Source organism: Microvirga ossetica (assembly GCF_002741015.1).
GTDB classification, from domain to species: Bacteria; Pseudomonadota; Alphaproteobacteria; order Rhizobiales; family Beijerinckiaceae; genus Microvirga; species Microvirga ossetica.
The window spans coordinates 5,051,075-5,074,927 of the sequence record NZ_CP016616.1 but is presented as its reverse complement, the minus strand read 5'-3'; the positions used below and the strand labels follow the sequence as shown (position 1 = coordinate 5,074,927).

At 63.5% G+C, this 23,853-nt stretch carries 23 protein-coding genes; 12 read left to right on the top strand and 11 right to left on the bottom strand.

What is annotated here, in order from left to right:
- Window position 1 precedes the first annotated feature (1 nt).
- The 3 genes from BB934_RS24310 (at window position 2) to BB934_RS24300 (ending at window position 1,890) form a co-directional block, all read left to right on the top strand.
- Window positions 2–415: a helix-turn-helix transcriptional regulator gene (locus BB934_RS24310; protein WP_099511986.1), complete on the top strand. Its 414-nt coding sequence runs from the start codon at window positions 2–4 to the stop codon at window positions 413–415.
- Window positions 416–520: 105 nt separating this feature from the next.
- Window positions 521–1,348: an LssY C-terminal domain-containing protein gene (locus BB934_RS24305; protein WP_099511985.1), complete on the top strand. Its 828-nt coding sequence runs from the start codon at window positions 521–523 to the stop codon at window positions 1,346–1,348.
- A 308-nt stretch (window positions 1,349–1,656) separates the two neighbouring features.
- Window positions 1,657–1,890, top strand: a complete 234-nt coding sequence (locus tag BB934_RS24300) for a hypothetical protein (protein ID WP_099511984.1) — start codon at window positions 1,657–1,659, stop codon at window positions 1,888–1,890.
- Window positions 1,891–1,936: 46 nt separating this feature from the next.
- On the opposite strand, the gene BB934_RS24295 is transcribed toward BB934_RS24300, so the two are convergent.
- Window positions 1,937–3,091, bottom strand: a complete 1,155-nt coding sequence (locus BB934_RS24295) for an AraC family transcriptional regulator (protein WP_099511983.1) — start codon at window positions 3,089–3,091, stop codon at window positions 1,937–1,939.
- 60 nt (window positions 3,092–3,151) lie between these two features.
- Entirely contained in the window at window positions 3,152–3,784 is a 633-nt protein-coding gene (locus tag BB934_RS51450) for a response regulator transcription factor (protein ID WP_472436435.1), read from the bottom strand.
- A gap of 480 nt (window positions 3,785–4,264) precedes the next feature.
- Here BB934_RS51450 and BB934_RS24280 point away from each other — a divergent pair, with 480 nt between their 5' ends.
- From BB934_RS24280 to BB934_RS24245, 8 genes are all read left to right on the top strand, one after another.
- Window positions 4,265–5,254, top strand: a complete 990-nt coding sequence (locus tag BB934_RS24280) for a formylglycine-generating enzyme family protein (RefSeq protein WP_099510171.1) — start codon at window positions 4,265–4,267, stop codon at window positions 5,252–5,254.
- 104 nt (window positions 5,255–5,358) lie between these two features.
- Window positions 5,359–7,014: an arylsulfatase gene (locus BB934_RS24275; protein ID WP_237050327.1), complete on the top strand. Its 1,656-nt coding sequence runs from the start codon at window positions 5,359–5,361 to the stop codon at window positions 7,012–7,014.
- Window positions 7,015–7,235: 221 nt separating this feature from the next.
- Complete coding sequence (locus BB934_RS24270) at window positions 7,236–8,825, top strand: arylsulfatase (RefSeq protein WP_099510172.1); 1,590 nt, start codon at window positions 7,236–7,238, stop codon at window positions 8,823–8,825.
- Window positions 8,826–8,870: 45 nt separating this feature from the next.
- Window positions 8,871–9,161 (top strand): hypothetical protein, encoded by a 291-nt coding sequence (locus tag BB934_RS24265; protein WP_099512847.1) that lies wholly within the window; start codon window positions 8,871–8,873, stop codon window positions 9,159–9,161.
- Window positions 9,162–9,238: 77 nt separating this feature from the next.
- Window positions 9,239–10,297 carry an HAD family hydrolase gene (locus BB934_RS24260; protein ID WP_237050080.1) on the top strand — a complete coding sequence of 353 codons (1,059 nt, stop codon included), beginning with the start codon at window positions 9,239–9,241 and terminating at the stop codon, window positions 10,295–10,297.
- 41 nt (window positions 10,298–10,338) lie between these two features.
- On the top strand, window positions 10,339–10,608 hold the full coding sequence (locus tag BB934_RS24255) for a hypothetical protein (protein WP_237049969.1): 270 nt from the start codon (window positions 10,339–10,341) through the stop codon (window positions 10,606–10,608).
- 132 nt (window positions 10,609–10,740) lie between these two features.
- Entirely contained in the window at window positions 10,741–11,553 is an 813-nt protein-coding gene (locus tag BB934_RS24250; protein ID WP_099511981.1) for a hypothetical protein, read from the top strand.
- Between the two features lie 198 nt (window positions 11,554–11,751).
- Window positions 11,752–12,972 (top strand): cation:proton antiporter, encoded by a 1,221-nt coding sequence (locus BB934_RS24245; protein WP_099511980.1) that lies wholly within the window; start codon window positions 11,752–11,754, stop codon window positions 12,970–12,972.
- A gap of 98 nt (window positions 12,973–13,070) precedes the next feature.
- Here the strand turns inward: BB934_RS24245 and BB934_RS24240 are convergent, their stop codons facing one another.
- The 5 genes from BB934_RS24240 to BB934_RS24220 all read right to left on the bottom strand — a co-directional run bounded on the left by BB934_RS24240 (window position 13,071) and on the right by BB934_RS24220 (window position 16,691).
- Window positions 13,071–13,712 (bottom strand): MarC family protein, encoded by a 642-nt coding sequence (locus BB934_RS24240; RefSeq protein ID WP_157934297.1) that lies wholly within the window; start codon window positions 13,710–13,712, stop codon window positions 13,071–13,073.
- A gap of 92 nt (window positions 13,713–13,804) precedes the next feature.
- On the bottom strand, window positions 13,805–14,314 hold the full coding sequence (locus tag BB934_RS24235; protein ID WP_099511978.1) for a glutelin: 510 nt from the start codon (window positions 14,312–14,314) through the stop codon (window positions 13,805–13,807).
- 156 nt (window positions 14,315–14,470) lie between these two features.
- Window positions 14,471–14,854: a hypothetical protein gene (locus tag BB934_RS24230; protein ID WP_099511977.1), complete on the bottom strand. Its 384-nt coding sequence runs from the start codon at window positions 14,852–14,854 to the stop codon at window positions 14,471–14,473.
- Between the two features lie 335 nt (window positions 14,855–15,189).
- A complete protein-coding gene (locus BB934_RS24225; protein WP_099511976.1) occupies window positions 15,190–15,699 on the bottom strand; it encodes a DUF992 domain-containing protein in 510 nt (169 codons plus the stop codon).
- 206 nt (window positions 15,700–15,905) lie between these two features.
- Complete coding sequence (locus BB934_RS24220) at window positions 15,906–16,691, bottom strand: neuromedin U (RefSeq protein WP_099511975.1); 786 nt, start codon at window positions 16,689–16,691, stop codon at window positions 15,906–15,908.
- Window positions 16,692–17,303: 612 nt separating this feature from the next.
- Between BB934_RS24220 and BB934_RS24215 the strand changes: the two genes are divergently transcribed.
- Window positions 17,304–18,875: a DUF1254 domain-containing protein gene (locus tag BB934_RS24215; protein ID WP_237050368.1), complete on the top strand. Its 1,572-nt coding sequence runs from the start codon at window positions 17,304–17,306 to the stop codon at window positions 18,873–18,875.
- Window positions 18,876–19,204: 329 nt separating this feature from the next.
- On the opposite strand, the gene BB934_RS24205 is transcribed toward BB934_RS24215, so the two are convergent.
- From BB934_RS24205 to BB934_RS24190, 4 genes are read right to left on the bottom strand one after another with little or no spacing between them, the layout of a single operon-like run.
- The gene (locus tag BB934_RS24205; RefSeq protein WP_099511972.1) at window positions 19,205–20,713 is read right to left on the bottom strand and encodes a DUF1254 domain-containing protein; all 1,509 of its coding nucleotides are present in this window, start codon (window positions 20,711–20,713) and stop codon (window positions 19,205–19,207) included.
- Window positions 20,714–20,773: 60 nt separating this feature from the next.
- Window positions 20,774–21,673, bottom strand: a complete 900-nt coding sequence (locus tag BB934_RS24200; RefSeq protein WP_157934296.1) for a DUF1214 domain-containing protein — start codon at window positions 21,671–21,673, stop codon at window positions 20,774–20,776.
- On the bottom strand, window positions 21,582–22,247 hold the full coding sequence (locus tag BB934_RS24195) for a DUF1254 domain-containing protein (protein ID WP_099511970.1): 666 nt from the start codon (window positions 22,245–22,247) through the stop codon (window positions 21,582–21,584). Before BB934_RS24195 ends, BB934_RS24200 begins: the two co-directional genes overlap by 92 nt.
- A 38-nt stretch (window positions 22,248–22,285) precedes the next feature.
- The gene (locus BB934_RS24190; protein ID WP_099511969.1) at window positions 22,286–23,815 is read right to left on the bottom strand and encodes a DUF1254 domain-containing protein; all 1,530 of its coding nucleotides are present in this window, start codon (window positions 23,813–23,815) and stop codon (window positions 22,286–22,288) included.
- Window positions 23,816–23,853 lie beyond the last annotated feature (38 nt).

Sequence of the window (23,853 nt, the reverse complement as noted above, 5' to 3'; positions counted from 1 at the left end):
GATGACCTCAAGACGCGATGTCGACGCCCAGCCGCGGACGGGCCACGCTTCGAGCCGCTTCAGCGTGGATTTGCGCCGGGTGCTCGAGACCGAACTGCTGAAGGGACCGTGCACCTCGATCGAGATCGCCCGCCTGTTCTCGATACACCACCGCACGCTGAGCCGGCACCTGGCCCGCGAGGGCGTCACATTCCAGCAGGTTGTCGACGAGATCCGGTTTACGATCGCCCGTGACCTGCTGACCAACACCGACATGGCCCTGGACCGGATCTCGGTCATGCTGAGGTACTCCGAGCCGAGCGCCTTCACGCGGGCCTTCCGGCGCTGGGCCGGGCAGCCCCCCTCGGCCTGGCGCGCGAGCCATGCCCGGAGCCGGAAACACCCCAGGAGGCGAATGGTCCCTCGCCCGCGCTGACCGGCGGCTCCCAAAGCGAAACCCGCAAAACCAAGAGGTAGTCATGGCCCATCACACTCCGTTCGCAATCCAGGTCAGGACCGTGTCCGTCCTGGAGGACCTGTGATGACCGGGCCCCATCGGGCAACTACCCAGGTCGCCTCGCGGATCCGCAAGGGCTTGCTCATCGCGGCCATCGTGCTCGGCGGTTATGTCCTGCTGGCCTATGTGGCGCTGCCATTGGCGTGGACCCATTACGAGCACCAGCGCGGGCTCGCAGGCCGGCTCCTGGTGACGCACACGAAGCAGGGTATTCCTGGTGGTCCACTCAACGTCGGCCTCGTCGGATCGCAGGAGGATGTCGTTCGCGCCATGCATGCCGCCGGCTGGTACCCGGCCGATCCGATCACGCTGCGAAGCAGTCTTGGTATCATCGGCAGCGTGCTTCTCCACCGCCCCGACACCGAGGCGCCGGTAAGCCCCCTCTTCTTTGAGGGGCGGCGCGAGGACTTGGCCTATGAAAAGCCCGTCGGATCGAGTGCCGACCAGCGCCATCACGTACGCTTCTGGAAGGTGCTGGAGAGTGGCGAGGAGGGGCGACCCGTCTGGCTCGGCTCGGTGACCTTCGACCGCGGCGTCGGCGTCAGCCGCTACACCGGCCAGGTTACCCATCATATTGCACCGGACATCGATGCCGAGCGGGACGGCCTGATCGATGATCTCGTTCGAGCCGGCATGGTCACGACGCGCTACCAGGTCTCCGGGATCGGCCCAACGCTGAACGGCCGCAACGGGGAAGGAGACCCCTACTACACCGACGGCGAGATCTGGATGGCTGTCCTTGTCGTGGCCGGAGAGAAACGGACGCAGCCGCCGGCCGAGTTGGCCATTCCGGCGCTCGTCACCGCAAAGGATAGGATCTGGAATGCGGTTGCGGGTACGCCGCGGAACTGATCGTTTACGTCGTCCCGCGGGGCTTGGCGCGTTGACCAATGTCATGGACAAAGACGCCTGGCCCGTTTGCTTGGGGAATGGAAACTCCATTGGAGTTGGATGAACCGCCGAGGACGCTGTGGGTGTTTTACCCAGCGTCCTCGGATTCATGAAAGACACAGGCGATCACGCTTTCAACCATCGTCACCGACGATGGATCGCAACGCTGCGCCTGCCACTGTCAGGAAATGATGCCAATCAGCGGGCGCACTCCACGGGAACCCTGACGTTGCTGCCCTCGACGAGAACGGTCCGGCAGGGCACGCCGTGTGCTCGCCGCACTCGGAATCCTGGCGACCGCCACGCCGGGCTCTCAGGATCCTAAGCCTCCCATCCGCGATGGTGAGATCGTGATCCCGTCGGAGCAGACCCTCGAGCGGGATGCGGTGACGCAACCGCGGAACGACTTCTTGACGAACGATGCGACCGCGACCCGACAGATGCAGCGGCAAAATCGTCGGATCGACCGGGAGGTCGACAAGGGCATCTGCTCGGACTGCTAGAGCATCGTCACGGAGGCGATCCCTGATCGGGCCATCCGTTCCACGATCAAGGTCGCGCCCGCTCCGGCGATCGAGGAGGCCAGTGGCCGGACTGAGCCGGCCCGTGCTCCGAGCGCCAGGCCGCCGGGGGCTGCCCCGACCAGCGGCGGAAGGCCCGCGTGAAGGCGCTCGCCTCGGAATAGCCGAGCGCCACGGCAACCTCGCTGAGCGGGATCCTGGTCTGGGTCAGCAACTGGCGTGCGATCTCGAACCGCGTCTCGTCGACAAGACTCCGGAAACCCGCTCCCTCGGCTTGCAGATGCCGGCTCAGGATGCGGCGGTGGAGGGCAAAACGTTCGGCGACCGTCGTGGCCGAGCACCGGTTCGTCAGGATCTCGGTCCGCAGCACGCGGCGCAGGGTCTCTTTCCAATCGTCTGCTCCAGCGGCTTCGAGTTCCCGGATATGGGCCTCGAACACCTGGCGGAAGACCGGATTCGCGTCCTGGATGCGGTGGTCGAGCCAGCGCGTCGGGAAGACCACGGCGGCGGTCTCCTGGTCGAAGCGCACCGGCGCCTGGAAGACGCGCCAATAGGCTCCCAGGTCCACCGACGGGTGACGGGGCAGCAGCACCTCGTCCGGCACCCAATCCGGTCCGCACAGTGTCCGCATGATATTCGCCGCCACCGCCATGGCGCAATCCGCGATCTGCTCGGGGCTCTCCACCCCCGGCTCATAGACGGCGTAGCCCAGGGTCACCACATCCCCATCGATCGCCAGCGTGGGAGCGCCGCCGCGGTCATGGAGATGCAGATGCCTGACAAGGGCCGACAGGGCGTCGCCGACGGTCGGCGAGTGTTGCAGGAGCCCTCCGATCGGACCGAGCGACGAGAGCGTCCCCCGCTGTCCGACGAGAAGGCCGAAGTGCGGACAACGCGTGTGTTCGACACACGCCGTGAGCACCCGGCCCAGGGCCGCATAAGGAATGACGTTGTTCTCGTCCTCGAAGAGTTCCGGATCGAGACCGGCCTGGCGGATCACCTCACCGGGGTCGGCCCCGAACGCACGCAGGAGAGGACCGACCTCGCTGGCAACGCCGATGCGGATCACGCCTTTCGCTCCCGCCTTCCGGGAGGTTGCATGCGCAGGCAGATCCGTGGCCGGGTGGCGCAGGCCTGCCGGATCCGGCAGTTGGTTCAACACAGGTTTGGACGGCAGGCTCATGGCAGCCTCCAGGGGTTGGCACGTCGGGAGGCCGAAGGCGGCGCTCCCGAGGGTTCAGGATCACGCCTCCACGAGCTTGTTGCGGATCGCGTAGCGGATGAGGGCTGCGGTGGTGTCGAGGTTGAGCTTGCGCAGGGCCAGGGCCCGATGGGTCTCGGCCGTCTTGGTGCTGATGCTGAGGATGTCGGCGATCTGCTTGTTGGTCTTGCCTTCGGCGATCAGTTGCACGACCGTCTTCTCGCGTGAGCTCAGCGCCGACTTGTCCGCAGATCCTTTCGCCAGATAGGTCTCGAGCAGGGTCTCGGAGACCTTGCCCGTGAAGAAGGGCTTGTGGGCCGCCAGGCTCTCCACCGCCGAGACAGGAACTGCTTGGCATCGGACTTGAGCAGGAAGCCACGGGCGCCGGCCTCGAGAACGTCGCGGATCAGGCTGTCGGTGTCGTGCATGGTGAAGATCAGGACTTCGATGCCGGGAACACGTCCGCGGATCTGGCGGGTGGCCTCGACGCCGTTCACCAGCGGCAAGGCATAGTCGAGGACCACGACGTCGGGGCGGGTGGCCAAGGGCCTTGTCAATGGCCTCCTTGCCGTCCCGGGCCTCGCCGACCACCTCCCAGCCCTCATGTCCCTCCAGGATGGCCCGGACGCCGGAGCGGACCACGTCGTGATCGTCGGCGATCAGGATGCGCGTCATGGCGCGTTTCCTTTGGGTGTAGCCGGGTTGCCGGGCGCGTTCTGGAAGGTCTTACAGCAAAGCAGGATACACGTCCCGGCGGCCTGCTTCACTGGTGTAGAATCCCGAAACTGACGGAGGCAAACCCTGAATCTTAAGGAGGCCGCCGCACCGTCCGCCTCGGCCGGGTCCGACAGCCACAGCATTCGCAGGCGGCGAGCAATGGGCTGCTGCTCGTCCTCCTGGAGACACAAATCAGGGTCTGCCGCCATCGATTTCAGGATCGACCCAATAGACCCTTGGCCGCGAACGGGACGACACTGCCCACATGCCAGGACGGGAGCAATGGTTCTTGCGATTGTCCTCATCGGTCAAGTGGATGTCCTGCACGGTCAAGCAAGCTCCGCCGACTCGTCTACGATGCGAGCACTCAGGTAAGGCCTTAGCCATGTCCGCCAGCACGTCACGCTGACAGCGCACACCCTTTCGAGGACGGATGTCATGACTGACGCGGACGTCGTCGATTCGCTAGACGGTATCATTGACAGGCCGCTGGAACACGGCGGCATGATCCGGATTTCCGGCGGCACGTTCCGCATGGGCTCGGACCGGCATTATCCGGAGGAGGCGCCGGTCCATCGCGTCAGCGTCGATGCGTTCTGGATCGACCGGACGCCGGTCACCAACCGCCAGTTCCGGCGCTTCGTCGAGGCCACCGGGCACGTCACGGTCGCGGAAATCGCGCCCGACCCGAAGGACTATCCCGGCGCCCTGCCGCACCTGCTCCATGCGGGCTCGCTCGTGTTCAGCCCGCCGGATTATCCGGTCGATCTGCATCACTTCAGCCAGTGGTGGGCATTCAAGCCCAGGGTGACCTGGCGGCGTCCCTACGGCCCGGGCTCGTCGATCAAGGGCCTCGACGACCATCCGGTCGTGCATGTCGCCTATGCCGATGCGGCGGCCTATGCCCGATGGGCCGGCAAGGATCTGCCGACCGAGGCCGAATGGGAATTCGCCGCCCGTGGCGGACTGGACCAGGCGGAGTTCGCCTGGGGCGATGACTTCGCGCCGGACGGCCACCAGATGGCCAACACCTGGCAGGGCGCCTTTCCATTCCAGAACATGCGTCTCGACGGTTACGAGCGCACCTCCCCGGTCACCGCCTTCCCACCGAACGGCTACGGCCTCTACGACATGATCGGCAATGTCTGGGAATGGACCAGCGACTTCTACACGCCGAGGCATCCGGCCGATGCACCGAAGGCGTGCTGCATTCCCGAGAACCCGCGCGGCGGGCGCGAGGACCAGAGCTACGCGCCCTGCGAGCCCGATACCCGGATTCCGCGCCGGGTGCTGAAGGGCGGCTCACACCTGTGTGCGCCCAATTACTGCCGCCGCTACCGTCCGGCGGCGCGTCACCCGCAGCCGGTCGACACCTCGACGAGCCATGTCGGCTTCCGCTGCATCATCAGAGAGAGGAAGAGCCCATGACCAGTGATCGTGCGTCCTCACAAACGCCCGGCGGACGCTTCCGCGTCCGGCACATGCGGGCCAAGGCTGCCCTGATCGGGGCCACGGCCCTGATGTCCGCCGCGATGGCCGCTCCGGCCGTCGCGCAGGCGCCGCAGCAGAAGCCCAACATCCTGTTCATCATGGGCGACGACATCGGCTGGATGCAGCCGAGCATCTACCACCAAGGCATCGCGGTCGGCGAGACGCCGAACATCGACCGCATCGGCCGGGAGGGTGCGAAGTTCATGACCTATTACGCCGAGCAGAGCTGCACGGCGGGTCGCAACGCTTTCTTCACCGGCATGCATCCGCTCAGGACCGGGATGATCCCGCCGCAACTGCCGGGCAGCCCGTCCTATCTGCGGCCCGGCACGCCGGCCATCGCCAAGTTCCTGCACGACCTCGGCTACAACACCGGCGAGTTCGGCAAGAACCACCTGGGCGACCACACCGATGCGCTGCCGACCGCGCACGGGTTCCAGGAGTTCTGGGGCTACCTCTACCACCTCGATGCCATGCAGGGGGTGAGCTTCCCCGACATCAACAAGACGCCGACCGAGCAGACGGTCGCGCCGGTCTGCCGGAACACGCCGATCCCCGGGCTGCCCCTGGATCCCGCGGCGGTCGATCCTTTGACCACCCCGTGCCTGACGCCGCCGCGGCCGGTGCTCTCGTGCAAGTCGTCCGATGGCACGAGCGCGAACCAGACCTGCCAGGATCAGGGGCCGCTGACGCTCGAGCGCTCGAAGGGCGTGGACGAGGAGATCTCGGCCAAGCTCATCGACTTCCTCGACCGCAACGACCCCGAAAAGACCAAAAAGCCGTTCTTCGCCTGGTACAACCCCGCGCGCATGCACGTCACGACCGTGCTGAACGACAAGTACATGGGGATGGTGGGTGAGCCCGGCGGCAAGGACTGGGGCGTCAACGAAGCCGGCATGAAGCAGATGGACGACAACATCGGCTACGTGTTGAAGAAGCTCGAGGAGATGGGCGAGCTCGACAACACGATCGTCGTGTTCACCACCGACAACGGCGCCGAGACGATCTCTTACCCCGATGGCGGCACCACCCCCTTCAAGGGCGGCAAGCTGTCCACCTGGGAGGGCGGCATGCGTGCGCCGCTGGTCGTGCGCTGGCCGGGGCACATCGAGCCGGGAACGATCAAGAACGACATATTCGCGTCCCTCGACTGGTTGCCGACGCTTGTCGATATCGCCGGCGGCGCCAAGGGCAACGACCTGAAGGCCCAGATCGAGCGGGGCGAGTATCCCGGGATCGTCAAGACGACGCTCGACGGCGTCAATCAGCGCGCCTACCTGGAAGGCCGATCAGACAAGTCGGCCCGCGACACCTTCTTCTATTACTCGGGCAAAGACCCGTCCGCGGTGCGCTACAAGAACTGGAAGATCTACTTCGCGATGGTGTCCGATGCGCCGGCCGGGTTCCTCGCCGGCGTCATCCCCTACCACTGGAGTCAGGTCGTCAACATCAAGCGCGATCCGTTCGAGACGTCGATCGGGGAGCAGTCGAAGACGCTCTTGGGCATGGGCGGCGCACTCGCAGGACCGGTCACGGCTTACCTCTATGACTGGAACCTCCTGCCGATCGGCCAGGCGCTCTGGCTGAGGGAACTCGAAACCTACAGGAAGTTCCCGCCGATGCAGGATCCGGCGAGCTACAACCTCGAGCAGGTGATGGAGCAGCTCAAGAAGCCGCAAGCGACCCCGGGCCAGTAACCGGAGCCGAAGCAAAAGCCCGCGATCGGCCGGCACCACTCAACCAGGTGCCTGCCGATCGCATGAGGCAAAGCATCGACCAGAAGCCCGGCACCTCGGTGCTCAGCTTCAAGGTAATCGTAAAGGTCCGAAGGGCCGCTCATCCGGCTCCGACGAGAGACGCCGGGGTCTTGCGACCTCGGCATCCGCAGGAAAGCGACCCGCGATCGAAGGGAACGACAATGCGCACGATGAGGAACCTAGGGCTCGGACTTCTGGTGTCGGCCGCGGCCGTGATGGCGACGCCGGCGGCCGCGCAGCCTCAGAAACCCAACATCGTCGTGATCATGGCCGACGACATCGGCTTCTGGAACATCAGCGCCTACAACCGCGGCATGATGGGCTATCGCACGCCGAACATCGACCGCATCGCCAACGAAGGCGCCGTCTTCACCGATTATTACGGCCAGCAATCCTGCACCGCCGGCCGTGCCGCGTTCATCACCGGGCAGAGTCCATTGCGAACGGGACTTCTGAAAGTGGGATTGCCGGCCGCGAAGGAAGGCTTGTCGGAGAAGGATCCGACGATCGCCGACCTGCTCAAGCCGCAAGGCTATGCGACGGGCCAGTTCGGCAAGAACCATCTCGGCGATCGCAACGAATTCCTGCCGACGGTGCACGGCTTCGACGAGTTCTTCGGCAACCTCTATCACCTGAATGCCGAGGATGAGCCCGAGCATCCGGACTATCCGAAAAACCCCGCCTTCCGGGCGCAGTTCGGACCGCGCGGCGTTCTGAAGTGCACTGCCACGGCCACCAACACCCCCGGCGACGATCCGCGCTTCGGCCCCTGGGGCAAACAGAAATGCGACGACACCGGGCCGCTCACCAAGAAGCGCATGGAAACCATCGACGAGGAATTCCTCGCGGCCTCGCTCGACTTCGTCGATCGCGCCAATCGCGATCAAAAGCCGTTCTTCCTGTGGTTCAATCCGAGCCGCATGCACATCTGGACGCGCCTCAAGCCGGAGTCGCAGGGCGTGACCGGGCTCGGGATCTATCCGGACGGCATGGTGGAACACGACGGACAGGTCGGTCAGCTCCTGAAGAAGCTCGACGATCTCGGCATCGCCAACAACACGATCGTGATCTACACCACCGATAACGGCGCCGAGACCTTCTCGTGGCCCGACGGCGGCACCACGCCGTTCCGGGGCGAGAAGAACACCAATTGGGAAGGCGGCTACCGCGTCCCGGCGATGATCCGGTGGCCCGGACAGGTGCCGGCGCGAACCGAGATCAACGACATCGTCTCCGCCGAGGACTGGGCGACGACGCTTGTGGCAGCGGCCGGCGAACCGGACATCAACAACAAGCTCCTGCAAGGTTATGAGGCCGCGGGCAAGACCTTCCGGGTTCACCTGGACGGCTATGACCAGCGCGACCTGCTCGGCCGAAAAGGCCCGAACAAGCGCCGCGAGTTTTTCTACTGGACCGACGACGGCAACCTTGCGGGCCTGCGCTACGAGCAGTGGAAGGCGGCGTTCCTGGAACAGAAGGCGGAGGGGTTCGACGTGTGGCAGCAGCCGATGGTGGAACTGCGCCTGCCGATGCTGTTCAACCTGCGCTCCGATCCGTTCGAGCGGGCCCAGCACGAGGCCGGCGATTACGTGAGATGGTTCATCGAGCATGCCTTCGTGCTCGTCCCGGCGCAGGCGCTCGTCGCGCAGCACTTGGCGAGCTTCCAGCAGTTCCCGCCGCGTCAGAAACCCGGCTCGTTCTCAGTCGAGCAGGCGATGGAGAAGCTCAGGAACCCGCCATCGAGCAACTAGCTCATGCGAACCGATGAATCGCATTTCGAGCCTATGGAGGACATCATGATCAGGATCCTGCTACCGGCCCTCGCTCTCACCCTGGCGACCGCGACGACAGCGACGGCGCAGGTCGGACCGCCGACGTCGCAACGCACCTGCGGGGCCAACCGCCAGCTCGTCCTGCGGGACGGCGCGGTCGTCCTCGACACCAGCCCGCAGACCTATGCCCGCTTCGTCAGGAGCGGCGCGGAATGCCTGGTCGGCCAGTTCCCCGAGCCGGCCTGGGTGCCGAGCTCCAACAACCCGCAATGCTTCATCGGCTACCGCTGCAAGGACAGCTCCGACGACTTCTGACGCCGGGTTGGCGGGGGCCGACACTCGCCTCTCGGGCTCCTCAACCAGGTCATGCATGCATCTGAAAGGGATTGAACATGGATCCGATCACACCGTCCGGCATCAACCGCCGCGTCATGCTCTCGACATTGGCCGTGCTTCCTGTCCTGCCCGGGCTGCTTCGTCCCGTCCCCGCGGCGGCGCAGGCGCCGGCCGCGGGCAGCCCATTGCCGTCGTGGAACGATGGGGCGGCGAAACAGGCCATCCTCGACTTCGTGCGGGTCACCACCGACCAGGCCAGCCCGAGCTACGTCCGTCCGGAGGAACGCATCGCAACCTTCGACCAGGACGGGACGCTGTGGGTCGAGCATCCGATGTACTCGCAGGTGGTCTACTGCCTGGATCGCGTCCCGGCGGTGGTGGCGAAGCGGCCGGAACTCAGGAATGCGGAGCCCTTCAAGACCGTTCTCTCCGGCAATCGGGAGGCGATGGCGAAGCTGTCGATGCATGACCTCGAGATCATTCTCGCCGCGACGCTGACCGGCATGTCGGTCGACGAGTTCAACGCCGAGGCGCTGCGCTGGCTCGAAACGGCCCGGCATCCGCGCTGGCAGCGTCCCTACACCGAGCTGGTCTATCAGCCGATGCTCGAGGTTCTGCGCCATCTGCGCGACAACGGCTACAAGACCTACATCGTGACCGGCGGCGGCCAGGACTTCGTGCGCATCTATTCGGAACGGGTCTACGGCATCCCGCCCGAGCAGGTGGTCGGCACCGCCGGCGCCACGAAGTACGGCTATGGCCAGGACGGCAAGCCGTTCCTGACCAAGGAGCCGAAGCTGCTGCTTAACGACAACAACGCCGGCAAGCCCGAAGGCATTCACCTGATGATCGGCCGCCGGCCCCATGCGGCCTTCGGCAACTCGAACGGCGACCGCGAGATGCTGGAATGGACCGATGCGGGTGCCGGCGCCCGGCTCAAGATGCTGGTTCTGCACGATGACGCCACCCGCGAATACGCCTACGGCCCGGCCGCGGGCCTGCCCGACACCAAGGTCGGCGCCCTCACCGCCGCACTCTATGGCGAGGCCAGGAAGGACGGATGGTCGGTGATCAGCATGAGGAACGATTGGAAGCGCATCTTCCCGTTCGAATAGGATCCCGCCAGCAGGGTGCGGGCAATCAATGAGGTCGACTGATGGCGTGGCATGGAATTCTCATCGGAGCATTGACCGTTGCGCTCCTCGTCTCCGGCAGTCGCGATGCGGCGGCCCAGGCGACGCCGCCGGAAACCCTGGCGGCGCAACTGCGATTGCAGGGTTATCGCTGCGATGAACCTGTGACGGCGCAACGGGATGCCCAGCTTTCGCAGCCGGATGAGATCGTGTGGAACCTGCGGTGCGGCAACGCCTCCTACCGGATGCGCCTCACGCCCGACATGGCAGCCCGGGTCGAGAAGCTCGATTGATCGGAGGCCAACGGGATTGTCCCGATCGGTCAAGCCGATGGCCTATCCGGTCAAGCAGGACTGGTTCGTCCGTGGCAGGCTCTGTCCGATCACCTTTGCGTACGACTTCAGTCCCCATCAGGGAGATGAACCATGCCCGTGAAACGCCGCGCCTCCAACCTTGTCCTTGTCGTCGGCCTATTGCTCGTGCCAGGCATCGCGCTGGCCCAGGACGCGACGCCCAAACCGCATGTGCCGCTCGAGAAAAGCATCGGCCAGACCACGCCGACGGGTCCGGTTCCCTCACTGGCGGTCCTCAACGCGGCGGGCGCGAAGCTGGAGGGCGGCAAGCTGATCTTGACCGGCGTGGCGCCGAACTCGATCGTGTTCGCTGACCGCCCGGTGCGGGCGGCCGGTCACGTGATGACCGAGCAGTTCATCATGCAGTGGGATGAAGGCAAGGACAGCTTCGCCAAGGATCCGCCCAACGCCACCGTGTCCGTTCTGGGCGGCGACGGCTCGAAGGTCAGCGATGCCGTCGTGACGCTGAAGACGCCGAAGCTCGAAGGCGGGAACCTGACCTTCGACGTCGTGGTGCTGGAGGGAGGTCTGGCCGGATCGAGCGGACCGGCTGCACTGTTCATCGACCGGTTCGGCGGCTTTGGCGGCGGTGGCTTCCACGCGGGCGGGTTCGGCGGCTTTCGCGCTGGCGGCTTTGGGGGCTTCCACGCGGGCGGGTTCCACGCCGGTGGCTTCGACGCCGTGCATGTCGGCGGCTACCGCGGCGGCGCCTGGGCTGGCGGCAACTATTGGCACGCCCCCGTCTATCGTGGTGCCTGGTATGGGGCGGGTGCCGGGGCAGCGGCTGGCCTTGCCGCCGGGGCTGCGTTGGGAGCAGCCGCGGCCGCCCCCTATTACTACGGATATGGCCGGTGCGGCTATTACCCGTATCCGCCGTGCTACTAGGCCGGCAAGGGCGTGGCGCCGCCGTGGAAAGCAGCCTCGCACGAAAGCAAGCGACCCAGCGCCTGACCGACCATGGGAGGACGGGCAGGCTCTCGTCGGGCGCGGATCGTCGGGCGCGGGGACGTCACCTCGTCGGCCTCACGCCCCCCTTGGTTGTCAGGAGAGGACCATGTCTCGTGACCCCAACCGGAGCGGACATTGATTTCGGACATCGCCGACTTCGTCCGACATTACGTTCTGAACCTCTCGGCACTCGGAAGGTTCGGATTGACGCTGGTCATGCTCGTCTTCATTCCGCGGCTGTGCCGCCGTGCGCATGTCCCCACCGCCGTGGGGTTGTTACTCAGCGGTGTCATCGTCGGGCCCCATGTCCTCGGCTTCTTCGGCACGGATCGTCCGATCGCGGACTTCCTGGCGGAACTGGGCAAGCTGCTGCTGATGTTCTTTGCCGGCCTGGAAATCGATCTCGCCCTGTTCCGCCGCGCCCGCAAACGCTCAGTCACCTTCGGTCTCATCACCACCACGCTGCCATTGCTGCTCGGCACCGCCGTCGGTCTCGCCTTCGGCTACGCGGCCATCCCGGCCATCGTGATCGGCTCCCTGCTGGCGTCGCATACCCTGCTCGGATTGACCGTGATCGATCGGCTCGGGATGCATCGCCTGGAACCGGTGACCGTCACGGTCGGTGCGACGGTGATCTCGGATACCCTGTCCCTCGTGGTCTTCGCCGTCTGCGTCTCGATCGACACGACCGGCTTTTCTCCAGCCGGGTTGACCCTGCTGTTGAGTGAGATTGTCGGCTTTGTCGTTCTCGTGCTGTTCGGCCTGAGCCGCCTCGGGGCCTACGTGCTGAGCCGGGTCGAGCAAGAGGAGGACGCCTTCTTCGTCATCATGCTCTGCTTCATGGTCGTGGCGGGCGTGCTCGCCGACGCGATCCAACTGCCGGGCATCGTCGGGGCCTTCCTGGCCGGGCTCGCGATCAACGCCTCGGCGCGCGACAAGCCCGCCAGCGCCAAGTTGCAGTTCCTCGGCAAATCGCTGTTCATTCCGATCTTCTTCATTGCCACCGGCTTTCTGATCGACCCGGTCGCCTTCGTTCTCGACATCGTCGACAACTTTCCGCTGGTCGCCAGCATTGTTGGCGCCCTTCTCATCGGCAAAGGGATTGCCGCATGGATCGCCGGCCGGGCGTTCGGCTATTCGCGGGACGAGCAATGGGTCGTCTGGTCCCTGACATTGCCGCAGGTCGCCGCCACCCTTGCCGCGGCACTCGTCGCCCACGACACGTTCGATACCGCAGGCCAGCGTCTGCTTGACGATCAGATCCTCAATGCGGTCCTCGTCCTGATGCTCACGACCTCGATCCTGGGTCCGGTCCTCACCGAGCGCTTCGCGCCCCGATTGGTCTCGGCACGATGACGACGCCATCGCCTGCGGCCGCGGGGCTTGTCGGCCGCATCCATCGGGGCGACGGGTCACGCCTCGTCTGAGACGGCACATGAGCGGCTCAACGACTCCTAAAGGCTCAAGAAGGCCTTCAAGTCTGTCAGGACGAACTGCATTCCCATCGATGCCACAATCAACCCCATGGATCGAGTGATCATGGCTTGCGTGCCGTGACCAAGACGCGACCCCATCCCAACAGCAAGAAGCAAAACCGCGAACGTGACCCCTGCACCCACCACTGCGGCGACAATTGCGGTCACTGGCAGGCCATCGGGCGTGTGAACCGCCGCCAACGTCACCACGGCGGTGATCGTCCCAGGACCAGCGGCGAACATGATCAGCGGGGCAAGTGAGTTCGATGCGGCAGCATCGTCATCCGTCGGCGTTGCCTGGCCGACGGTCTGACGGCCGCTGAGCATATCGAACCCCATATAGGCGATGATCATCCCACCGACGATCCGGAACACGTCCAATGAAATGCCGAAGACGCTCAATACCCTGAGCCCAATCAGCGCGGAGGCGATCAGGATGATGAGAATGCTGAGCGCCACCCTGACGGCCTTTCGGCGTCTTTGGGCCGGCGCGAGCTTTGGTGTCAGCGTCAAGAGGATTGAGCCGCACACCACTGGGTTGATGACGGCCAGAACAGTCACGATTGCTTGCACCATTTGGTGAAGGCTCAGATCGGAAGTCGTTTGCAGCTCCATCGGCATCCCAACTTGCAGGTCAATCTGCACTCCAAGTGAGGCGCCTCAGGTCCGCTTGGACATGGCGTCGGCACGAGGTCGAAATCGAAGCTGCCGCATCATGGCACCGTCAACTGTTGCTTGATCGCCCGCTCAATCCAGGCGTCCCGCGACATCCCGACGCCGGCCGCCGCCTGGTCCACCTGGCCCAGCAGCGTTGGCATCAAGGGCACGTCGACGAGAACATCCAACTCGCCCTGGTCTGACGATCCGTAGGCCAATCCCGTCACCTGCCGCGCGAACCGCCGAACACGGTCGGCCTTCTGCTTGTCCGAGAGGCTGCCGTCGTTTGCGACAAGCGGGCAATAGGCGCCAACCAGGTGGTCGACGATGAGAGCGGGCTTCATCCCGCTCTTGCGGAGATCAGCCACGAGCTCGCCAACACGGTTGCCTCCAGCGAGGTTATTTGCTCCCGAGTAAAGATCACTCAGGGGAGGAGCATTCCTTGGCGCATCGGATGTCACGGTGTCCGGGCAGGTGAAAGCTGCGGCGTCGGCCGGTCGAACGATCGAGCCTATGAGTCCGGCTCCACAGACCAGGATCAGAAGCAGGACAGGTCTAACGGCCATCGCATCCTCCTTCGGCACATCATCGCTATATAACTCAGCAAGCTATCGCACCAAGGAACCGGACGATAGGAATCGTGCTCGGAGATGGTCGATGGCCCATCCCATATCGTCCTCACACCAGACGGGATATCAGCGCATCGGAGCGCTGGGAACTGCCTACCAGAAGCCGGGACCCCACGGTCCGAAATCGAAGGCATTCTGGTTCATCATCGCGGTCATCTGTTGCTCATTGGCCAGTTGCTTGGCAAAGACGGCGGCGCGATAGTTCGACCACGCTAATTGATTGCCGAAATAGACGCACTGGCACCCGGCGGGATCGGCGTAGACGTAGACCACGGTCCCGCCCGAGGTCTGACGGACGAACTTGTTCGGTGGGAGCTTCTTCATGGCGGCAATCCGCGCGGGCGAGTTGGCCGGCTGAAGCGTGAATCCGGCGGCCGCCAGCAGGTTTTCCTTGCTCTGGACCGCCTGTTGCGGGGTCTGGCACGCGGCCAGGACCAGGCTGATTGCGCCAAGCGTCAGTATTGATGGGACTTGCATTGCTTCTCTCCTGGCGACCGGTGATCGCGACAGGGATGACCCCGCCGATGCCAACAGCCTCGCACGAAAGCAGGCGCCCAGCTTGACAGAACTGGACGCCGACTTGACCGACCGGGACAGGGAGGCCGGCAAGGTGGGCTCCAGAGGGTTCAAGACCGTGTATCCGCTCGAAGCGGGGCTCGGGATGTTGCAGGCCGCCCGGGCAGATCATTCGGATCTCCCCGGCCTGCGCCTGGGAAGGCAGGGCGGCACGACGGGTCGGCATCGCCAAGAGGTCGTCCATCCCGACGGCCAGGATGAGCGCGGTGCCATCGTGCTACGGATCAGGCTCTCCGCTACTCAGCCAGGCGAAGCGACAGCCCAGCGACCTCAGTCACAAAGCTGGGTTCGGCATGGCCGTCGACCGAAACGACCCGCAAATATGTGTCCCCATTCGGGCCGCCTCTGAGAAGAGTGCTCTCAATCTGGTTTGACGATGCCGCATTGGAATAGCTGACCGTCAACAATCCGCGCGTCGTTCCTCCGCCGACCGTGAGAACCTGCCACACCACTCTCGTTCGTTCGCTGACGCCGATCGGTGTCCCAATAGCTTCGATTTCCCCGAGATAGTTCGATGGCATGCCGCCCGCCGCAGACACGAACGAACAGGAAAGCTTCTCACGCTGAGCTGCGGCCGAGCCGACCACGCGTTGGGATTCGCATGAGAGATGGCCGACCGCAACAAGCGCCTGAGCAAGCGCAAGCTCAGCTATGGCAACGCCAGTAATAAGAATCGGCGCCGTTCGAACCGAGAGCCATCGGAATCGACGCCCGCCCGGTCCAGCGCGGCTTGGCCCAGGGGACATCCACGCCCCTCGTTCGGTTGGTTCCTACGCAGCTTGATCCTTAGCAGAAGGCCGTGTTCCTGACCAGCGCGATGAGCATCGCGCCGCCGGGGCATGGTACATGCTGCGTGGCATTCACCGTCCGGAGGCGCGGGGCATGCTGCATTGGGGCTCGGGCTGGCGGCAATGCAATCGAAACGCGGGAGTATCCCTGTCGTTGACAGCACCTATTTCGGGAACAGGAGCTGGACCTGAGCCCTGAGCTGCCACTCGGCGCCTTCTGTAGGTTTCGCGACATTGTAGTAGGCCGCGAGCTGCGCATTGATCGGCTGCTTGCCGATCTTGAATACGCGCCCGAAGCCGCCACCGATTGGCACGGTCCAGCGGTCACCGTCGTCGGCTTCCCAGTCGGCGGTGATGATTGGCGATGACGTCAAGTACCAGCCTCCGTGGAAGTTGTAATTCACGAAAGGCTGCAACAACATCTGGTTGACGGGGCCGCGGTTGCTCTTGCCCGCAAAGGACCAGACGTTGTTGACGAGCACTCCGAGCACCCAAGGGCCTTGGATTGTCAGGGCAACGAAGGTCGGACCGATCGAATACTTGCCCTGTGTGAGCGTCTTGTCGGTGCCGGTTGGGAACACGAAGGTCGGGCCGATGCCCCAGATGATGCCGTGCGTCGGCTGCTTGGGCGAGAAGAAGAAGCTCGGGTTGATGTCGCCGAGACCGAACTCCCGGTCGCCCGTCACCGTCAGCGGCGGTTGCGAGATCACCGGCGTGATCCAGCGCGTGATCAGGTTCCAGTCACGGTCCAGCGTGATCGGAATGACGGGCTGGATGTTGAGGATGTCCTGAAGCTGGTTGTGCGGGCCGACGTGGAAGTTGAAGTTGTTCTGGAAAGGCACGCTGATCATGTCGGCGATGGGGTTCTGCGCCGCCTTGGCGAGATCGCTCGTGCTTGCCTCGTGCTGCTCCTGGGCGAAGGCGAGAGAGCTTCCGAAGCCCAGTGACATGGCGAGTGCCAGCCCTAATCCCAATAGCGTGCAGGTCGTGCAGCGTGCAGGTCGTGCGTCGTTCAGTCATGAGGTGCACCGTGCGAACTCCTCAGCCCGCCGACGACAAGTCAAGCAGAGTTCCGGTCGGGGCGATAGACGACAGACCGCCTGCCCTGCGCAAAGTCGGGACCTGTTACTCACGGGTCACAGAATGGGACGAGGGGTTGCGGCAGGATGGTGGAGATGTAGAAGCGTTGCCCCGAAGGGCAGCAGCGTGTTGGCGAGCTATCTGTCGAGATCGCTGCAGGGCCGATCCCAAGGCAGAATACACCCTCTGGCTGTGGGGTTCGCTTGACGGCCGCTTGAACAGCAAGCCATCGGCTTTCTTTCCCACGCGCGACAGGACACCCGCTCGATGACAGTTTGGGCATTGGTGATAGCCCGGATTTGAGGTTGATGTTACTATCCAAGGCAGGTGCTGATGTTGCGAATAACTTTAGCCGCCCTGCTGATGATGACATCTGCGCCATTCCGCCCTGATCTGCGAGATAGGATGAAGGGGATGGACCATGAACTCGATTCAAAGCAGGCTCTCCGGATTGGCGATTGTGCTCGCAGCCACTGGTCTCGCTGGCGCGATCGAAGCCGCCGCCCAGACGACCCCAGCACCCCCCCCCGACGCTCGTCACGCCGGACAAAGTTGAGACGCGGATCGGTCCGCTTGAGTTCAAGGACGGTGCGCCCAGCCCGGAAACCGTCCAGAAGGTTTACGACACCCTGGACTTCACCCGCGCCCTCGATGCGTTCCTCAACAGCTACGGGGGCGCATCCGTGTATGCGTTCCGTCAGGGCCTTCTCAGCATCGGCGCGGAGGACAATACGGTCACCATCTACTCCGAACTGATGGATTCGAACTCGCTATTTCTCACGGCCAACGCCGACACCGTCTATTACTTCAGTATCGTGGATCTGACGAAGGGCCCCATGGTCATCGAACAGTCGCCGAAGGGGCTCGGCACCATCAACGACATGTGGTTTCAGTGGGTCATCGACATCGGGTCCTCCGGCCCTGACCGCGGCGAAGGGGGAAAATACCTGCTTATCCCGCCGGGCTATGACGGCCCGCTCCCGGACGGTGGCTTTTTCGTCGCGCGGTCGAAGACGACGCGGGTCATCTATGCCGCTCGCGCCTTCCTCACGGACAACGATCCGAAGCCGACCGTCGAGCTGATCAAGAAGACGCTCAAGATTTATCCCTACACGCCGGGAGGCTTCGGCACGGGCATCGCGACAGCCCTCGAAGGCAAGGTCAGGCTCGAAACCAACCCGCCCGTTCCCGCGACCAAGTTCGTGGAGGCGAGCGGGAAAGCCTTCAACACGATCCCTCCCAGCGACTTCTCGTTCTTCGAGATGATCAACGCCAACATCCAGCAAGAGCCGGCCGATTCCTACAATCCCGAACTTGCGGGACAACTGGCGGCCATCGGTATCGTGAAGGGCAAGCCCTTCAACCCGGACGCCCGGATGCGCAGGATCCTCACCGACGCGGCCGCGGTTGGAAACGCCGCCGGTCGCGTGCTGAACTGGCGTCCCGGCGAATCCCTCGGCTGGTCTTATTACCCCGGCTCATCCTGGACCAACATGCTGTGGCAGGGTGGGGCCAGTTTCGAGACGCCGCCGCCGATGATCACCAAGGAAGGCTTCTTCGAACCCCTGCCGCCGACCGGCGCACGGACCCTCGACTCGAAAACGGCGTTCTACTACGGCTACACGCTCGACTCGCCGGGCATGATCATGCGGCTTCCCAAGGCCGGCTCGCAATATCTCATCGGTTTTCTGGATGCGGACAAGAAGGACCTCGACGGGGCCAAGACCTACAAGGTCACGCTGCCGCCGAACATTCCCGCGGCAGCGTTCTGGTCGTTCACCGTCTACGACAACCAAACCCGCTCGATGCTCCAGACACCGCAGCGCTACCCGCGCGCCGGCAGCCAGAGCTATCCGTCGCCAGTTGCCTCGGCAGCCGCCGATGGCTCTACGACGGTCTATTTCGGCCCGACCCAGCCGCCAGGCGCCGCCCGGGGCAACTGGATCCAGACCATGCCCAGCAAGGGTTGGTTCACGATCCTGCGCCTCTACAGCCCGCTTGAACCTTTCTTCACCAAGGAATGGCGGCTGAGCGAGATCGAACTCGTGCCCTGACGTTGCCTGACGGCGGCGGCGATTGCCTGCAAAGCCCGGTGCCGCCTTTCCGCGCTTCAGAGAGCCGTTTTGAGCCTGACGGCGCCTCGACGACCAGCGAAACGGTCTCGTTGAGGTCCGCGAATGCGATCCCGATCAGCGGCAGACTCTATCGGCCGCGAGCACCCGAAGTCGCCCTTGTCCCGAAGCCGTGTCCAACAGGCCGAGACGGTGGCCCCTAACCTTGGCGATCTCGTCGCGTCGCTGGCCGGTCGGCAGGAGCACCTTGAAAGGCCGCTTCACAGCCTGGAGCTTGACCTCGCGTCCCCATAGGAAAAGCATGCGTGCAGTTATTTGACCAATTCGATCTCACCCGGCCGCCAGGTCTTGTCGAAGAAGGGTTCGAGTGGGCCGTAGAGACGGAGGATCACATTCCAACCTTTTCCGGGGACGGTCTGGACCCAGTTGCCTTCTTTTCCTGACGGCGCGGTGGGCCCGAAGTAGATGTCGGCCGAGGTGTCCGGATTGATGACGATCCCCTCCTTCTGACTGCCCATGCTTGGGAATTGCTGGTCAGTCTGCAGCATCGAACGCGTCTGGTTGTCATACACGACCAGCGACCAGAAGTCCCTGACGGGGATGTCGGGCGGCAGGTGCAGCTTGTAGGTCTTGCCGCCGTCGAGCTGATGACCGTCCGCATCCTTGAACGCCATCACATACTGCGACCCGGCCCCGACCATTTTCTTTGACATCGCCGGGGTGTTACCGGTGGCGTAGTAGTAAAAGTAGCTGCGAGCGTCGAGGAGACGCACGCCATCCCGCTCATATTGATAGGTCTCCCCTGGGATACTCATCATCGTGTTCCAGGCACTGTTCGGGTAGAGGTACGCGTCCTTCATTCGAAAATCGAAGGTGATGGCGCGTGCCGTGGCGTTGCCGACCGCCGCGGCCTCCGTGAGAATTTTCTTCATCCGCGCATCGGGCGCAAAAGGCTGGCCCTTCTCGATGCCGATCGCGGCGAACATTCCCAGCGTCTCCAAATCCATCGCGCTGCCCGGCTCTTCCTGCACCACCTGGTTCAACTCCTCGAAGAACGAGAAGTTGTTCGCGTGAATGCTGTTCATCTCCCGGCCCGAGCTATTGACAAAGTTCATCTTGGAGGCGCTTGCGTCTTTGCCGAGTGGGTAGATTCGGAAGATCTTCTTGATGCTTTCAGCCGCGGGCGTCGGTGAGCCATCGACGAGAAAGCCTCGCATGATAATCAGGTTGTTGAAGGTCGGGGAACGCGCCACGTGGTAGCCCTCGGGGACGTCTCCTTTGTAGCCGGGCGGCAGAATGAGGAACTTGCCGCCCTCGCCCTTGTCCGGACCCGCGTTGCCGAAATCGCTGACGTAACGGAACCAGAAATCATCAATAATCCCGAGTACGTTCGGGGGCGTTTCCAGAACCATGGGGCCGTCTTTCAAGTTCAGCCAGCTCCACGCATAGACGTTCTCAGTGTTGGCGGTGAGGAACAGCGACTTCGAATCCATCAGAGACTCGAAGAGGATGACCGTCTGGTTGTCCGGGCCAAACTTCCGAATCGCCGCGCGAATGGCGGCTGCCGAAGCGCCGGGGACGCCGGTCAGGAAGGCCTGCACCCCGCGCTGGAAGTCGAGGTTGTCATAGACCTTGTCCCGCGTGGCCTGATCCGGGAAACCGTCGGTGAACTTGAGCGTGCCGAGGCGCGTCTCGACGGTGTCGGGTGTGGTGATCTCCGGCGGGATGTCGGTCTTCATCTTCGGCGCGGTCTGCGCGTGAGCGGCTGTGGCGCCCAGCGCGCAAACGAGCGCCGCGGCGAGGATAGATTTCGTTTTCATGGTAAGTCCTTTCAGCGGTTGTTTGTTTGGTCACTCCGCCTTCTCCAGCGTCGGCGCGGTTCAGTTCACCAGCTCGATGTCCGGCAGCTTCCATGTCCCGTCGAACAGACCTGCCTTGGGGGTGTAGAAGCGGAACATCGGGTAGAAGCCTTTTCCGGGGACGGTCTCGATCCAGTTGCTCTCCAGACCTGCGGGAGCTTTGGGCCCTAAGTAGAGATCAATCGACCCATCGGTGTTGAACTTCATCTTGTCATAGGACGAGCGCGCCGCGTCATTGCTCGGGTTCTGGATCATCGAACGTGTTGCGGTGTCATAAGCCGTCACTGACCAAAAGGCCTCAGCCGGCACGTCCGCGGGCACGTGCAGCCGGTAGGATTTGCCACCGTCAAGACGATTACCGGCCTTGTCCTTGAAGGTCTGGACATACTGTGAGCCGGGGCCGGCTTTCGTCACGCCGATGGCGGGCGACGTGTAAATCGCGCCGTAGGTGTAATGCAGCCGCTCGTCCACCTGGCTGTAGCTTTCAGTTTCCTGGTCCGCCTCCACCAGAATCAGCCAGTGCCATTGAGCGCCGGCAAACGCGTGGGTGTTGCTGAAACGTTCGGGCCCGTCGAACAGCATCACGCGGCCCATCGCGTCCCCAATTCGTGCGGCCTCGTCAAGGATCGCCTTCTGCCGGGCGTCGGGCTGAAATGGCTTGCCTTTCTCGATGCCCAGCGGCTTGAGCATAGCCATGTAGAAGCGGTCGCGCTCCTGAACCGGGTTGTTGTTGATGAACGCCGAAAGAAGCTCCCAGTACGCCATCCCCATCGGCGGAGTCGTATCCGAGACCTTTCCCGACATGGAGACGAATTTGTTCGGCTTGGGACTACCGCTTTCGCTCAGCGGATAGACCTTGACCTGCTTGACGTTCTGGACGGCAGCTTCCTTGTCGCCCTTCTCGACGATGCCGCGGACCATGAGGTTGTAGTTGTTCATCGTTCCCTGGAGGACGTGATAGCCCTGTGGAGCGTCGCCCTTGTAGCCGGGGGGGGAGGAGGAGATATTTTCCACCCTTGTCCTCGTCCGGGCTGGGCAGGCCGACGTCGGCGATTGATCGCTGCCAGAAGTCATCGATCATTCCGACGATCGCTCCGGGCGGGATCTCAACCACCACCGGGCCATCTTTCCCAAGATCCATATTGGCAATCGCGTAGATGGTCGTGTCGTTCGCGGTGAGCCAGACGCCCTTGGTATCGAAGTAGTTGTCGGCGATGACCATGTCATTGAGATCAGCACCGAAGTCACGTTTTATCCCGATGCGAAGAGACTCGAACGACACCGCCGGATAGGCCCACAAATAGGCCTGCACGGCACGCTGATAGTCGATCTCGTCGAACACTTTGCGCGTCGTCTCTCCAGTGGGAAAGCCCAGCTCGAACTTGAGATCGCCGATGCGCGTCTTCACGCTGTCCGGCGTCGCGGTCTGCGCGTGAGCGGACGTGAATGCCAGCGCGCCAACGAGCGCGGCGGCGACGATAGCTTTTGTTTTCATGGCGTTTGCTTTCCATGGTTGGTCGTTGATTACCCTGCTCACTTCACCAATTCGATCTCCCCCGGCCGCCAGGTCTTGTCGAACCACGGTTCGAGCGGGCCGTAGAGGCGGAGGAGCGTGAACCAGCTCTTGTTCGGGACCGTCGCGATCCAGTTCGCTTCTTTTCCCTGCGGTGCGGTTGGGCCGAAGTAGATATCGACCGAGCCATCGGGGTTCGCCGCGAGCTCGTCCTTCTTGTTGTTCTTGCTGGGGAAGGGCTGGGATGTCTGGAGCTCGGAGCGCGTCTGCGGGTCGTAGAGCACCACCGACCAGAAATCCTTGGCAGGCACCTTACCCGGGATGTTCAGCTTGTAGTTTTTTGCGCCGTCCAGGTAATTGCCGTCCTTTTCCTGATTGGCGTAGGCATATTGCGAGCCTACACCGGGAGTCTTCGCCACCATCGCTGGAGTGTTCAGCGTCGCTTGGTAGAAGTAGTCCGTGCGAGCGTCCAGATTGCGCCCGCCCTTCCCACCCTCTATCAGCCACTGGTAGTCGCCTCCGATCAACAGTGTTTTCCATTGGCTGTTCTTGTAGAGGTACGCCTCCGGGTCGCGGGTCTGAAAGGCGATGGCCCGCGAGGTCGCGTTGGCCACGGCGGCAGCATCCTTCAGGATCGCCTTCATACGCGCATCGGGGGCGAACGGCTTGTCCTTGCGCAGACCGATGCTGGCCGCGAGGCCGCGCAGTTCCGGATCAAACAGGTCAACCGGCTCCTTCGCGAGCACGTGCGCGAGTTCCTCATAGAACGCGTCGGTATTCGCGTGGATCGTGTTGAAGGGCTTCGTGGAGCCATTGATGAACTGCATCGCTGGCGGGTTATCTGCCTTCGCGAGCGGATATATCTTCACGCCCTCCCTGAACAGCTTGCTGGCGGCATCCGGTTTGCCGTCCACCAGGAACCCCCGCAGGATCAACCACTGCACATGAGACGGCGATCGCGCCACGAAGTAGCCGGCGGGCACCTCACCCTTGTAGCCCGAAGGGAGGATCAGGTATTTGCCGCCTTTTCCTTTGTCCGGCCCCGGGGGGCCCATGTCCACCACGAAGCGGAAGAAGGCGTCGTTCACGGTGCCGGGTCCGCTGTCCGGCGGAATCTCCACAACGGTCGGTCCGTCTGTTTCGAGATCGAGCATTGCCGTGGCGTAAACGGTGTCGGTATTGCCCGTGAGGAACAGCGGGTTCGAGTCCATCAACTGGTCGAAGATGATCACGTGGCTCGAGGTCGTGGCTCCCAGTTCGACGGATCCCCGTCGGATTGCTTCCATGGAAGCGGCTGGCATGAGGGTGAGAAACACCTCGACGCCACGGAGGAAATCAAGGTGGTCGTAGACTTTCTGGCTCGTCTCTTTGGTCGGGAACCCATCGACGAACTTGAGCGTGCCGATCCGCGTGTCCACCGTGTCGGGCGTCATGATCTCTGGCGGTATCTTGGTGTTGTAGCCGGGGGTCTTTTCCTGCGCCCACGCGGAGTCGGAGGCGCAGGCGGAAGAGAGGACGAGCGCGGCGGCGATGATAGTTTTTGTCTTCATGGTTGTTTCCTCCCGTTTGGTTCTGCGGCGCTGATGCT